Source organism: Nocardia iowensis, from assembly GCF_019222765.1.
GTDB lineage: Bacteria > Actinomycetota > Actinomycetes > Mycobacteriales > Mycobacteriaceae > Nocardia > Nocardia iowensis.
In genome coordinates this window covers 4307169-4320979 of the sequence record NZ_CP078145.1, presented here as the reverse complement: position 1 = coordinate 4320979, position 13811 = coordinate 4307169, and the positions used below count along the sequence as shown (strand labels likewise).

At 66.9% G+C, this 13811-nt stretch carries 11 protein-coding genes and 1 riboswitch; of the genes, 4 read left to right on the top strand and 7 right to left on the bottom strand.

Going from position 1 to position 13811, the window contains the following annotated elements:
- Positions 1 to 54: 54 nt before the first annotated feature.
- Positions 55 to 1725: a VWA domain-containing protein gene (locus KV110_RS19875; RefSeq protein ID WP_218477866.1), complete on the top strand. Its 1671-nt coding sequence runs from the start codon at positions 55 to 57 to the stop codon at positions 1723 to 1725.
- A 66-nt stretch (positions 1726 to 1791) separates the two neighbouring features.
- Here KV110_RS19875 and gcvP read toward each other — a convergent pair whose 3' ends face one another.
- The 7 genes from gcvP to KV110_RS19840 all read right to left on the bottom strand — a co-directional run bounded on the left by gcvP (position 1792) and on the right by KV110_RS19840 (position 9381).
- A complete protein-coding gene (gene gcvP, locus KV110_RS19870; RefSeq protein ID WP_218477865.1) occupies positions 1792 to 4623 on the bottom strand; it encodes an aminomethyl-transferring glycine dehydrogenase in 2832 nt (943 codons plus the stop codon).
- 143 nt (positions 4624 to 4766) lie between these two features.
- Positions 4767 to 4866, bottom strand: a riboswitch (glycine riboswitch).
- A 277-nt stretch (positions 4867 to 5143) separates the two neighbouring features.
- Positions 5144 to 5737, bottom strand: a complete 594-nt coding sequence (locus KV110_RS19865) for a MerR family transcriptional regulator (protein ID WP_218477864.1) — start codon at positions 5735 to 5737, stop codon at positions 5144 to 5146.
- 191 nt (positions 5738 to 5928) lie between these two features.
- A complete protein-coding gene (locus tag KV110_RS19860) occupies positions 5929 to 6402 on the bottom strand; it encodes a bifunctional nuclease family protein (RefSeq protein WP_218477863.1) in 474 nt (157 codons plus the stop codon).
- Between the two features lie 326 nt (positions 6403 to 6728).
- On the bottom strand, positions 6729 to 7529 hold the full coding sequence (gene ftsR, locus KV110_RS19855) for a transcriptional regulator FtsR (protein WP_218477862.1): 801 nt from the start codon (positions 7527 to 7529) through the stop codon (positions 6729 to 6731).
- A gap of 148 nt (positions 7530 to 7677) precedes the next feature.
- Positions 7678 to 8163, bottom strand: coding sequence for an oxoglutarate dehydrogenase inhibitor Odhl (gene odhI, locus KV110_RS19850; RefSeq protein WP_040734653.1), 486 nt, complete (start codon positions 8161 to 8163; stop codon positions 7678 to 7680).
- A 168-nt stretch (positions 8164 to 8331) separates the two neighbouring features.
- Complete coding sequence (gene gcvH, locus KV110_RS19845; RefSeq protein WP_218477861.1) at positions 8332 to 8730, bottom strand: glycine cleavage system protein GcvH; 399 nt, start codon at positions 8728 to 8730, stop codon at positions 8332 to 8334.
- Between the two features lie 81 nt (positions 8731 to 8811).
- Positions 8812 to 9381, bottom strand: coding sequence for a CDP-alcohol phosphatidyltransferase family protein (locus KV110_RS19840; protein ID WP_218478666.1), 570 nt, complete (start codon positions 9379 to 9381; stop codon positions 8812 to 8814).
- A gap of 253 nt (positions 9382 to 9634) precedes the next feature.
- On the opposite strand from KV110_RS19840, the gene KV110_RS19835 reads away from it, so the two are divergent.
- From KV110_RS19835 to KV110_RS19825, 3 genes are all read left to right on the top strand, one after another.
- Complete coding sequence (locus KV110_RS19835) at positions 9635 to 11329, top strand: GMC oxidoreductase (RefSeq protein WP_218478663.1); 1695 nt, start codon at positions 9635 to 9637, stop codon at positions 11327 to 11329.
- 85 nt (positions 11330 to 11414) lie between these two features.
- Complete coding sequence (locus KV110_RS19830) at positions 11415 to 12815, top strand: DUF2252 domain-containing protein (protein WP_218477860.1); 1401 nt, start codon at positions 11415 to 11417, stop codon at positions 12813 to 12815.
- Positions 12816 to 12929: 114 nt separating this feature from the next.
- A complete protein-coding gene (locus KV110_RS19825) occupies positions 12930 to 13811 on the top strand; it encodes a nuclease-related domain-containing protein (protein WP_246634649.1) in 882 nt (293 codons plus the stop codon).

Here is a 13811-nt window from a genome sequence, read left to right as displayed (position 1 = left end):
CCCGGAGCGGATGCGGACGTACACCTGGCCGCCGCTGTACATACACTGTGCACCGTGGGCACACATCGCAGCGGAACCAGATCCCGGGGCGTCAGCAAAGGTCCGGTTATCGCAGTGGTGGCCATCGTGCTGCTGGTCGCGGGGGTCGTCGCGTGGTTTCAGCTACGAGACAGGGCGGCCGACGAGGACAGCGCCGCGGCGGCGGAGTGCGTCTCCGGCCCCGCGACGCTCTACGTGACCGCCGATCCGGACATCGCCACGCAGGTCCGCGCCGCCGCCGATCGGTACAACGCGACCAAACCCCGGGTGCGTGATCACTGCGCCCAGGTGGTGGTGACCGCGCAACCGTCCGCCGCGATCGTCGCGGCATTCACCGACAACAAGCCGTGGGACCAGACCCTCGGCCCGCAGCCGGTGCTGTGGATTCCCGATTCGACCCGCTCGATCGAATCGATGCGGGTGCCCGGGATCATCGAAGGCACGCCAGCGCCGATTGCGGCCAGCCCGATCGTGCTCGCGGTGCCGGACGAATTGCGCGGCGCACTCGAACAAGCCAAGGTCGGCTGGGCCGATCTGCCACGCCTGCAACAAGGTTCGCTCGACGATGTCGGTCTGTCCGGCTGGGGCGGCTTGCGAATGGCGTTGCCGCCGGGTGATGCCACCCTGGCCGCGGCCGCCGCGGTCGGCTCCGCCGTATCGGGTGCCGAACCACTCAGCGAGCAGGCCGCGCAATCCGGGCAGGCCATCTCGGCGATCTCCGGGCTCGCCGCCGACGCGCCCGACGCACCGGACACCGCCGCGGCGTTCGGCATCATCGCCGGAGCGCCACAGTCGGCCACCGTGCACGCGGTCGCCGCCACCGAACAGCAGGTGAAAACCCAAGCGGGACTGACCGTCTTCCGTCCGGCGGGTGCCGCGCCGATCGCCGAGCACCCGGCGGCGCTGATGTCCGGACCGTGGGTGGACAAGACGCAGAACCTGATCGGCGGACTCTTCGCGGACTTCCTGCGCGCGCCCGAACAAGCGCAGGCGTTCATCGCAGCCGGCTTCACCGCCCCGCCCGCCGCCACCACCCCCACACCACCACGGGCCGCACTCGACAAAGTCCGTGCCACTCTCGCCAACCCGGTGCTCGGCGTGCAATCCACTGTCCTCGTGGATGTCTCGGCCTCCATGTCGACCACCGACGGTTCGATGACCCGGCTCGCGAATGTCGTCGCCGCACTCAACTCGACGATGACCGTGATGCCACCGGAGTTCGGACTCGGCGTCTGGACGTTCGGCAAAAACCTGGACGGCACAACGCCTTACAAGGTGCAGGCCGCCACCGCCCAGCTCACGAACGAACAGCGCACCAAGGTCAGCACCGCGCTCAACGCCATCCGTGCCGACGACCTCCGGCCCGACCAGGCCTACCCGTCCCTGATCGCCGCCTACAAGAACGCGATCGCCGGATATAAACCGGGCCGCACCAATTCGGTCCTGCTGATCACCGACGGACCCGACGACGACTCCACCGTCACCGGCGCGAAACTCGCCAGCGATATGACCGCCGCGATCGACCGCGATCATCCGGTCCGGGTGGACATCATCGTGATCGGCGGCACCGGCACGCAAACCCTGCAAAGCATCTCCCAGCAGACCGGCGGCACCTATACCCGCGTCGCCACCTCCGACGACATCAAATTCGGTTCCGCCGTCGTCCAGGCGCTGACCACACCCTGACAGCCGCACACCCACTGACTTCCTGCGGCAGGTCAGTGGGTATGTGGCGAATCGTCGCTACCGCCGTCAGTCGGCGTAGGCCTCCAGTGGCGGGCACGAGCAGACCAGGTTGCGGTCACCGTACGCGCCGTCGATGCGGCGGACGGGCGGCCACACTTTGGCCCGCGCGTGACCGAGACCTCGTGGGTAAACAGCGGTTTCGCGGCTGTAGGGGTGATCCCACTCGCCGACCAGGCTGGCCGCGGTGTGCGGTGCGCCGCGCAGCGGGTTGTCCTCGACCGGCCAGACACCGGCGGCGACCTGGTCGATCTCCTTGCGGATGGCGATCATCGCCTCGATGAAATCGTCCAGCTCGGCCAGGTTTTCGCTCTCGGTGGGCTCCACCATCAGCGTGCCCGCTACCGGGAAGCTCATGGTCGGCGCGTGGAACCCGTAGTCCGCCAACCGCTTCGCCACATCATCGACGGTGACACCGGTCTGCTTGGTGATCGGTCGCAGATCCAGAATGCACTCGTGCGCGACCATGCTGTGCTCGCCGGTGTAGAGCACCGGGAAGTACTCGTCGAGCCTGCGCGCGATGTAGTTGGCCGAGGCGATGGCGGTCAGTGTGGCGTTACGCAGGCCGTCCGCGCCCATCATCCGGATGTAGGCCCAGGTAATCGGCAGAATCGAAGCGGAGCCGTACTTGGCGGCCGACACCGCGTGCGAGTCGGTCTCCAGCGGATCGCCGGGCAGGTACTGCGCCAGGTGCGACCGCACCGCCACCGGACCGACGCCCGGCCCGCCGCCGCCGTGCGGGATGCAGAAGGTCTTGTGCAAGTTCAGGTGGCTGACGTCGCCGCCGAACCGGCCCGGACGGGCAAGCCCGACAAGGGCATTCAGGTTCGCGCCGTCGACGTACACCTGGCCGCCCGCGTCGTGCACGAGCGCGCACAGCTCGGCGACCTCGTGCTCGAAGACGCCGTGCGTGGACGGGTAGGTGATCATGATGCAGGCCAGCCGGTCGGCGTGGTCGGCGATCTTGGCGCGCAGATCGTCCAGGTCGATATCGCCGTTCTCGCGGCACTTGACCACCTCGACGCGCAGCCCGACCATCGCCGCCGAGGCCGCGTTGGTGCCGTGCGCGCTGGACGGGATCAGGCAGGTATCACGGTGTGTGTCACCACGATCCAGGTGATAGCGCCGGATCGCCAGGAGCCCCGCGTACTCACCCTGACTGCCCGCGTTCGGCTGCAAGCTCACCGAGTCGTAGCCGGTGATGTCGCAGAGCCAGTGCTCCAAATCGGTGATTACCTGCAGCAGGCCGGGGGCGTCCTCGACCGGTGCGTACGGGTGCACCCGAGCGAAGCCGGGCCAGGTGATGGCCTCCATCTCCGCGGTCGCGTTGAGCTTCATGGTGCACGAACCGAGCGGAATCATGCTGCGGTCCAAGGCGATGTCCTTGTCGGACAGCGCGCGCAGGTAACGCAGCATCGCGGTCTCGGTGTGGTACTTGGTGAATGCCGGATGGTCGAGGAACTCGGAGGTCCGGGTTTCGATCGCGGCGACCGGAGCCGGCTCACCGTTATCGGAAGACAGTGCGGTGCCGAAGGATTCGAGCACGGCGGCGACATGCGCCTCGGTAGTCGCCTCGTCGCAGGCGATGCCGACATGGTCGGCGTCGACCAGGCGCAGGTTGATCCCGCGCGCCTTCGCCTTCGCGACAACGGCTTCCGCGCCACCCGGCACATGCGCGAGCACGGTGTCGAAGAAGGTGTCGTGCACGACCGCACCATCGAGCCCGGCCGCGATGGCGGCCGCATGCCCGTGCACGCGACGGGCAATGGCGCGCAGGCCCTCGGCACCGTGGTAGCTCGCGTACATCGCGGCGACGATGGCCAGCAGCACCTGCGCCGTACAGATATTGGAGGTGGCCTTCTCCCGGCGGATGTGCTGCTCACGAGTCTGCAGGGCGAGCCGGTAGGCCACATCACCGTCGGCGTCTACCGAGACGCCGACCAGCCTGCCCGGCAGCTGCCTGGCATACGCCGTGCGCACTGCCAGATACCCGGCGTGCGGGCCGCCGAACCCGAGCGGCACGCCGAACCGCTGGGTGGTTCCGAAGCACACGTCCGCGCCTTGCTCGCCCGGCGGGGCGATCAGCGTCATCGCCAGCAGGTCCGCGCCCACCGCGACCAACGCGCCGCGCTCGTGCGCGGCGGTGATCATCGACGTCCAGTCCACTACCCGGCCGGACGCGCCCGGCGTCTGCACGAGCACACCGAAGAATTCACCTTCGGGCAGCTCGCCTGCGGACAGATCCGCCGGGACGAGCTCGATCCCGAGCGGCTGGGCCCGGGTGGTCAGCACCGTTTTGGTCTGCGGGAACAGGTCGGTGTCGATGACCAGCCGAGCCGATTTCGACCGGCTCGCCCGGTGCAGCAGCGTCATCGCCTCGGCGGCCGCGGTGGCCTCGTCGAGCATCGACGCGTTGGCCACGTCCATGCCGGTCAGCTCCGACACCATGGTCTGGAAGTTGAGCAGCGCCTCGAGCCGGCCCTGGCTGATCTCCGGCTGATACGGCGTGTAGGCCGTGTACCAGGCCGGATTCTCCAGCAGGTTGCGCACCAGCACCGGCGGGGTCAACGTGTCGTAGTAGCCGAGCCCGATCATCGAGGTGGCCACGGTGTTGGCGTGGGCGAGTCCGGCGAGTTCGGTCAGCACCTCGTGTTCGGTTGCCGCGGGCGGCAATCCGGACAGACCACCGTAGGCACCGCCGTCGAGGATGCTCGCGGGCAGAGCCTTCGTGGCGAGCTCGTGGAGCGAGTCGACGCCGACGACGTCCAGGATCCGGGCGAGTTCGTCCCGGTCGGGTCCGATGTGGCGGTCGGCAAATGAGCGAGTCACGGCAGCTCCCATGGGTCGGGCGGGTCGACCTGCGGTCGACGGGTACCAGCCCTCCCCCTCTGTCGTGGCGCCTGAGAGATTCGGATGCCGCGACCGTGGCCGAGCCCCTTTCCCCATGGGCGGGCAGCTCGAAGCCACCGCTTTCCAGAGGCGCCCAAGCCCGCACGGTCCCTGATGCCTGAGAGATTGACGGGGAGGTGCTGCTCCTTCGGCGCCCGGACTCTGTCGAACCCGGGACTCTCCCGCACGGCGTTGGCGCGCTCCCAGTTTAAGCCGATGACACGCCAGAACGCGCCACCGGTCCCCTCCCGGCTGTGTCGCCCTCGTCACGCGAGGTGCGCGGGTGTTTCAGTGAGCAATATAGTTAGATGCCCATATCTACTTAATGCAATGTTTTCGGACGTTCCGAGTAGACCGAGCCGAAGCTCGCGCGGCGCTTCCCTACCCGCGAAAAACCAGGTGCCACATAGCACAACACCCCACTACCCTGTGCTTTGCCGGGGAGGTGGGGTGTTGTGTCTGTTAGCTACGTTTAGCCAGTCTTGCGGCTCATCCGAGCCTTGCGCCGGTAGGACAGCTCGTCCTCCGGCCGCTCGGTCACCGCGGACGCGCGCTCCGCGGGGAAATTGGCGATCGCGCCGGTGAGTTCATGCATGGCGCCGCTGATCGCAATACCGAAGACACCCTGCCCGCCCTGCAGTAAATCAACTACCTCCTCGGCCGAGGTGCACTCGTACACCGAGGTACCGTCGGAGAACAGGGTGATGCCCGCAAGGTCCTGCACCCCGCGGCTGCGTAGATGGTCGACCGCGATCCGGATGTTCTGTAGCGAGATGCCCGCGTCGAGCAGCCGCTTGACAATCTTCAGGACCAGGATGTCCTTGAACGAGTACAGCCGCTGGCTCCCCGAGCCCGCGGCGCTACGGATGGAGGGCACCACCAATCCGGTGCGCGCCCAGTAGTCGAGCTGCCGGTAGGTGATCCCGGCCACCTGGCATGCACTGGGAACCCGATAGCCGACTAGATCGTCGGGAACCGAGTCATCCGGGAACAGGCCTGGCTGTACGACATCCTGCGGTTGCTCTGCCACTGACCACTCCCTTGCTTCGCCGACGGCTAGCCTCATCGATGACCCGGCTCCGTTTCGACCACTGCTGTGCTGACGATCTGGCCAAAACGGACGTGGCCCAACTATCGAGATTACTCCCCTTGATTGTCCAGGGAGCACCATCATCGAGCCAAACGCGACGCGCGGTTAAACTCTCGACCTCTAGTTCAGCCTCGTTTACCGCCCACGCGGCGGCGGATGGGGCCGGTTCAGCTGTCGGTGGCCTTGAAGTCGTCGGGCGAGACCGACTCCAGGAATTCCTTGAACTTCTCCACCTCGTCCTCGCGCTCGTCCGGCATGACCAGCCCGGCTTCCTCGAGCACCGGTTCCTCGGCATAGATGGGGCAACCGACCCGCAAGGCGATCGCTACCGAATCTGACGGCCGGGCCGAGACGTGCAGGTCGTTCTCGAACACCAGATCCGCGTAGAAGGTCCCCTCTTGCAGATCGACGATGCGCACTTCCTTGAGGGTGTGCCCGAGCTCGGTGATCAGGATCTTGATCAGATCGTGAGTCAGCGGCCGGATCGGCGTGACCCCTTCCTGCTCCAGCACGATCGCGGTGGCCTCGGCCTGCCCGATCCAAATCGGCAGGTACCGATCCCCCGACACCTCGCGGAGCAACAGCACGGGCTGATTCTGTGGCTGCTCGACACGAATGCCGATCACACGCATTTCACTCATGACCGCGCCTCGCTGACGCTCGGCTCCGTCATGCGCGATGCACGCTGTGACATGGTTCGCTCGCTTCGCTCCCTCATGCCCGCACCTCGCTCCCGCTCGGCCCCGGCACGCGCGATGCACGCTGTGACATGATTCGCTCGCTTCGCTCACTCATCGCACTGCCTCCCAAATACTCGCCGGCCGCCCGGCACGACCACCGCCCAGCTCGCCGTACCACGAGTCTAGGCGAACCCACGCGCGTGCAGCGATCGGTGTGCAAGCCGAAATCGGCGTGTTGGACGACCGAAACATGACAGCGATTTTGTGTCACCGGTTCAGCGGGATGTTCAGCCGCCCAGCGACGTCCGCACCGACGACTTCACCAGGCAGGTGTGCAACGTCAGCGACAGCGCCGCGAGTTCGCGCACCGTTTCTTCGGCTCTGGCGCGGGCACCCGCGTCGCGGCTCTTCGCGATGGGGGCGGCGATCTGCGCGACCAGCGCGGCCTCCCGATCCGCGGCCAGCTTGAAGGCCCGCAGATGCCGTGCCTCCAAACCGAATTCGGCCATCGCCTTGGCGGTTTTGGCCAGCGTCACCGCGTCGCCGTCGAAGAATCCGGCGGCACCGGGGGTGATCAGATTGGCCCGGATCAGGTCGTTGAGGAACGCCTCGTCGATCTCGGCCTGGGCCAGCAGATCAGCGCGGGTGAGCCGGATTTCGTGATCGAACCGCAGATCGTCCGGGGAAATCTCACTGGGGACCACGCCGAGCCTCCTCGGTGCCGCGGCACCGTTCCGGTTCCCGCCAGACTCGGTGTGGTGCTCGGAGTCGGACACCGAGGGCGCCGACTCCGAGCCACCGGCACGGCCGGAGTGCGCCCGGGCGCGGGCTTCCCGCACGCCGAGCGTCGCCGCACCGCTGTCGATCGCTTCGAGTTGTTCCTTGATCACCTTCAGCGGCAGGTACTGATCGCGTTGCGCGGTCAGCACGAACCGGAGCCGTTCACAGTCGGCGACGGAGAATCTGCGGTAGCCCGAGGGCGTGCGCTCCGGCCGGATCAGGCCCTCCGCTTCCAGGAAGCGGATCTTCGAGATGGTGATGTCCGGAAAGTCTGGACGCAGCAGGTCGAGCACGGAGCCGATCGACATGCCTCCGCGTGCCCACTGCGCCGCGCCGGTCACCGCACCGAATCCGTCAAGACACCGAGCTGCTTCAAGACACTGAGCCCTTTCGAGACACTGAGCTCCTTCATGACCCCGAGCCCCTCATGTCGAGAAAAGACCCAGCGCCGCGTGCTCATAGGCTCCCTGCACCAGCCGACGGCTCGTTCACCTGGGCCCGCGGTCCGGTAAGGAACACGAGACGGAACTTACCGATCTGTACCTCGTCACCGTTCTGGAGTTCCGAGGAGTCCACCGGCTCCCGATTCACATAGGTGCCGTTCAGGCTGCCGACATCGACAACCTGGAACGAATCGTCGTCCTGACGGAACTCGGCATGCCGACGGCTGACGGTGACGTCGTCGAGAAAGATGTCACTGTCGGGGTGGCGGCCCGCCGACGTCGTCGGCTGATCCAGCAGGAACCGCGAGCCCGCGTTCGGACCGCGCTTGACGACCAGGAGGGCCGCACCAACGGGCAGACCCTCGACCCCTTGGACCGGCTGTTCGCCGGTCGGCTCTCCGGAGCGCGACGCGTCGACCTCGTTCAGGAAATCCGCGCGGAAGACCGACGTCGTCTCGGCCGCGGTCTCCCCGTAACCCGGGTCTTTGTTCTCGCTCACCGTTTCTCTCCTCCTCGAACCTGATTATCCATGCAAGCAGGTGATACCTGTGGCACCACGACCTGCCGTCGAGTCCCTAGATTCCCGACAATGACTGTCGGCGCATCTGTTGGCATTGACCGTACCCTGCCAGGGCGTGCCCGTGCAGGTAGAACCGGGAAGGCTGAGTCAGCCCCCGATAACTCCTTGATAACCTGCCGCATCCAGCAGTTCACCCAGGGTGGCGTCGAGGCCGGCGGCGTCGCCCACCTCCAGTTCGAACAGCCATCCCTCGCCGTACGGATCGGTGTTCAGCGTCTCCGGCTTCTGCACCAATTCCTCGTTCACCGCAACAACTTTCGCGCTGATCGGCGCGTAGATGTCGGACACGCTCTTGGTCGACTCGACCTCGGCGATGCTGTCCTCGACGGCGACGTCCTTGTCGGTTTCGGGCAGCTGCACGAACACAACGTCACCGAGTTGAGACTGGGCATAATCGGTGATGCCTACCCGAACCCGGGTCGGTCCGATCCGCCGCACCCACTCGTGCTGGTCGGTGTAGCGCAGATCTTCGGGGGTCTGGGTCACAGGCCGTCCGTCCTTTCCGTCGTGATCGTGTGAGCGCAACTCTATGCGAGGCTCGAGCCGTTGTACGACCCGACGCCTCGGCTACGTCGACCGGTGTGGCACAGCCGGTATCGCACGCGCGACGGCGATCGCTTTACCGGTGTAGAGCACGCCGGTCCATACATACACCGCGGTACCCCAGACCAGTAATGCCCCACCGAACGCACGTCCGAAACCGTCCAGTGCCCAATCCATTTCTCCGGCCAGCAGCCAGGGCAACGCGGACATCAGTGCGAAGGTGGCCGCTTTGCCCAGATAGATCACCTCGGGCGGGGGTAGATCGCGGCGTTTGTAGACCGAGAGGGTGAGGGTGAGGACCAGGTCGCGACCGACCAGGATCACCGCGACCCACCACGGGACGAGGCCGCGGATCACGAATGCCGCCAGCGTTGTCACCAGGTACAACCGGTCGACGAACGGATCGAGCAGGGCACCGAGGCGGGAGGACTGATCGAGCAGGCGAGCCAGTTTGCCGTCGAGGAAATCGGTCACGCCGCTGGCGATCAGCAGTGCGAAGGCCCAGCCGTCGGCATGCTCCACCAGCAGCAGCCACAAGAACAGTGGAACGCCGAGCAGGCGCACGACACTCAGGACATTCGGGACGGTGAGGATGCGGTCGTCGAAGACGCCACCGGTCGCGCCGTCGGTGGCGGCGCGCTCCTCAGGTTCCGTTGTGCCCGATTCGGTTGTCACGCCCCGTGCTTACCGCACCGACCCCGGTCGACGCCATCCGGGCACGCCGGTTTCGGCCATATCCGCGGGCAAGGATGGTTTGCGCCACAGCCCGCCGGTGACAGAATGAGTATGAAATCATCTCACCGATCGGTGCGGTGCGGGCCTGATGGCCGGTGAACGAGAGGAAGTCATGCCCAGCTTCGACTACGACGTGGTGGTGATCGGTTCCGGTTTCGGGGGCAGCGTGAGCGCCCTCCGGTTGACCGAGAAGGGGTATCGGGTCGGCGTGCTCGAGTCGGGCAGGCGGTGGCATGCCGAGGACATTCCCAGCACCAATTGGAATGTGCGCAAGTCGATTTGGGCGCCGCGACTGGGCTTGACCGGACCGCAGCGGATCAGCGTGCTCGGCAAGTGCGCGGTGTTCTCCGGCGCGGGCGTCGGCGGCGGGTCGCTCATCTACGGGAACACCTTGTACGAGCCCCTGTCGAACTTCTACACCGACAAGCAGTGGGCGCACATCACCGACTGGCGGGCCGAACTGGCTCCGTACTACGACCAGGCACAGCGGATGCTCGGTGTCGCGCCGAATCCGCGGCTGACCCCCGCCGACGAGGTGATCCGCGAGATCGCCGAGGACCTCGGCGTCGCCGATACCTTCCATCCGACCGATGTCGGGGTGTTCTTCAACGAGAGCGACCCGGGCACCGAGGTCGACGACCCCTACTTCGGCGGGGTCGGCCCGCGCAGGCGCGGCTGCGTGCACTGCGCGCGGTGCTTCACCGGTTGCCCGAACAACGCCAAGAACTCGACCACCACCAACTACCTCTACCTGGCCGAACAGGCCGGCGCCGAGGTACATCCGCTGACCACCGCCACCGCGGTGCGGCCGCTGCCCGATGGCGGCTACGCGGTCGAGACGCAACGGTCGGACCGGTGGATCCGCAAGGAGCGCAAGACCTTCACCGCCGAGCAGGTGGTGTTCGCCGGTGCCGCGCTCGGCACCCAGAAGCTGCTGCACAAGATGCGCGACGACGCGGTGCTTCCGCACCTCTCACCCCGGCTCGGCGAGCTGACCCGCAGTAACTCCGAGGCCATCCTCAATGTGGTGAGCCGTTCGCGCCGCGATTTCGCCGAGGGCATCGCGATCACCTCATCGATTCATCCGGCCGAGGACACCCACATCGAGGTGTGCCATTACGGCAAGGGGCAGAACGCGCTGTTCCCGATGTCGGTGCCGATCGTGGACGGCGGCGCGTTCCGATTCCTGCGCTTCCTGCTGGCGATCCTGCTGCACCCCGTGGTCTTCCTGCGCAGCCTCAACGCCAGGCACGCCTCGGAGAAGTCGGTGATCCTGTTGGTGATGCAGTCACTGGACAATTCGCTTACCTCGTTCCGCAGGCGCGGGCTGCTGAAGACGAAGCAGGGCACCGGCGAACCGAACCCGACCTGGATCCCGATGGCGCACGACATCGGCCGCCGGTTCGGCGAGAAGGTCGACGGGGACACCCACGGCCTGGTGATGGACGTGTTCAACATCCCGGCGACGGCGCACTACATCGGTGGCTGCGTCATCGGTGACAGCCCGGAAACCGGTGTGGTGGACCCGTATCAGCGGGTGTACGGCCATCCCGGTCTGCACGTGGCGGATGGTTCGGCGGTGACGGCGAATCTGGGCGTCAACCCGTCGCTCACCATCACCGCGCAGGCCGAGCGGGCGATGGCGTTCTGGCCCAACAAGAACGAGCCGGACCCGCGTCCGGAACTCGGGGCCGGGTACCAGCGCATCGCCCCCGTGCCGCCGAAGCAGCCCACGGTGCCGGACGCCGCACCTGGCGCGCTGCGTCTGCCGATCACCCCCGTCGACAAGTCGGTGCCCGCCAACTGAGTCACCGGCCTGGTATGCCAGGCCAGCCGACAACGTGGCGAAACCGACACCGTCGGACGCCTGGGCACCCGCTAGCGTCAGGTTTGTGTCAGACAGTCGTATCGACCTCCGCTCCTACGTTCCCGCGGCGGAGGTGCGTGCGCGTGGACAGGCGCTGCGCGAGCGGGTACCACTCCACGCTCGTGATCGGGCCGCCGAGGGATCGCGGCGGCCCGAGGTGCTGGAATTCATCGCGGCGAGCAATGAGGGCAGGCTCTCCCACCTGGTGCCGCTGCGGATCGGGCGGATGATCACCTCCCCGTTCACCTTCTACCGCGGTGCGGCCGGACTGATGGCCGCCGATCTGGCGGATGGACCGGACACCGGGCTGGTCGCGCAGCTCTGCGGTGACGCGCACGCGGCGAACTTCGGTCTGTACGGCACGCCGCGCGGCGAAATCATCATGGATATCAATGATTTCGACGAAACCATCCTCGGGCCGTGGGAATGGGACCTGGAACGGCTCGCGGCCAGCCTGGTGCTCGCGGGCCGGGAAAGCGGTGCGGGCGAGGACGACTGCCGCGCGGCCGCCCACGATGCCGCCCGCGCCTATCGCCTCGCGGTGCGCCAACTGGCCGAGCGTCCTTTCCTGGAATCGTGGAGCGCGCTGCCCGACGAATCGGTGCTGAGCGAAGCCGCCGCACACGACCTGATCGACGACTTCAAGAAGGCCGCGAAGAAGGCGCGCAAGAACACCAGCGCGAAGGTGGTCGCCAAGTGGACCGAGCATCTCGACGACCACGAGACCGGTATCAGCAAGCACCGATTCGTCAGTGACCCACCGATTCTCACTGCGGTCGACGAACAGGTCGCGACGGCGATCACCGATGGTCTCGAGCGCTACGCCGACACGTTGCGCGAGTCACGGCGCAACCTCATTGCCCGTTTCGCGGTGTCCGACATCGCCTTCCGGATCGTCGGCACCGGCAGCGTCGGCCTGCACACCTATGTCGCGCTGCTGCACGGCAACGAGGGTGAAGCGCTGGTGCTGCAAGTCAAGCAGGCCAATCCGTCCGCACTCGCGCCGTACCTGCCCGTGCCGCCGCCCAAACACGAGGGCAAGCGAATCGTGCAGGGCGCCAGGCTGGTTCAGTCGGAGTCCGACATCCTGCTCGGCTGGACGAGTGTCGATCCGACCGGCAACGGCACCGAATTGCCTTTCATCGTGCGCCAATTCCGCAATCTCAAGGGCAGCATCGATCCGGCGGCCCTGTCCGCGTCCGACCTCGACGACTACGGCAGGCTGGCCGGCGCGCTGCTGGCCCGCGCGCACGCGCGCTCGCTCGATCCGCGCCTACTCGCGGGCTATCTCGGTGATAACGACGAACGTTTCGACGACGCGGTCGCGAATTTCGCGGTCCGCTACGCCGACCGCACCGAAACCGACCATGCCGCACTGGTGGCGGCGGTGCGGGCGGGCAAGATCGCCGCCGAACAACCGCAGTGATCCGGCGACCAACACGCCGACCGTTGCCATGAGCGCGGCGAATCCGGCCGCCGACCTCGTATCCTGTGCACTGTCGAGTGTCGACGTGAAGGGCGGTCGCCAATGCTCGTGCGAGTGCAGAACGCCGCAGGCACCAATGCCGAGCGGGCGCTGATCGATTGGTTGCGCACCTGGAAGGATCCAGGCGCTCCGCACGGTGTCGCCACGATCAACTGCAGTCTGTTCCACAAGGATCGGCTGCACCAGTTCGACGCGGTGGTCTGGACGCCGACCAGCTGCGTGGTGATCGAGGCCGAGGCGCTGGTGGCCCGGCAGGACGGGCTGCTGGAGATCCCGCTCAACGGCCACTGGACCATCAACGGCGAACCCGCCGCGATGGAGGGCCGGGATCGTCGCACCCCGCTGGAGAAGTCCCGCGAGCACACCTTCGCGCTGCAGAACTGGCTGGCCGCGCGCGGCCTCGGCCAGCGCGCGGTGCACGGGCTCGCGCTGGTCGTCCCGCTGCGCGGTGCGGAGCTGAAAATCCAGCAGGCGTGGAGCGATCCCAGCTTCGATGTCATCCTCGGTGACGACCCGGGCCGGCTGCGGCACTACTTCGAATCGCTCGCCGAGCAGGAGAAGCATCTATGGACGGCGAACGACGTCGCCGTCGCCTTCCGCGGCCTCGGCATCCTGCCCTACCTGCCCGCACCGCAGGAACTACTCAACGAGGGCTTCCTCGGCCCGATCGACATCACGCTGTGGCACGGCGGCCCGAACCAGGCACAGGCCGAGGCCTACGCGGAGGAGTTGGCGCAGGCCGAGCGGGAGGCGCAAAAGCCGGTCTACGCGATCCAGGCGCCGTGGTACAGCCCGTGGAAGTTGTATCCACGGGAGACAAGGGACATGGATTTCGGCCGGGCATTCATGCGGATCACGCTGGCGATCGGCATGATCATCGCGTTCGCCTGGGTGCTGTGGTTCGTCATCAGCGCCGTCCTGACCTACGGCCCCTGA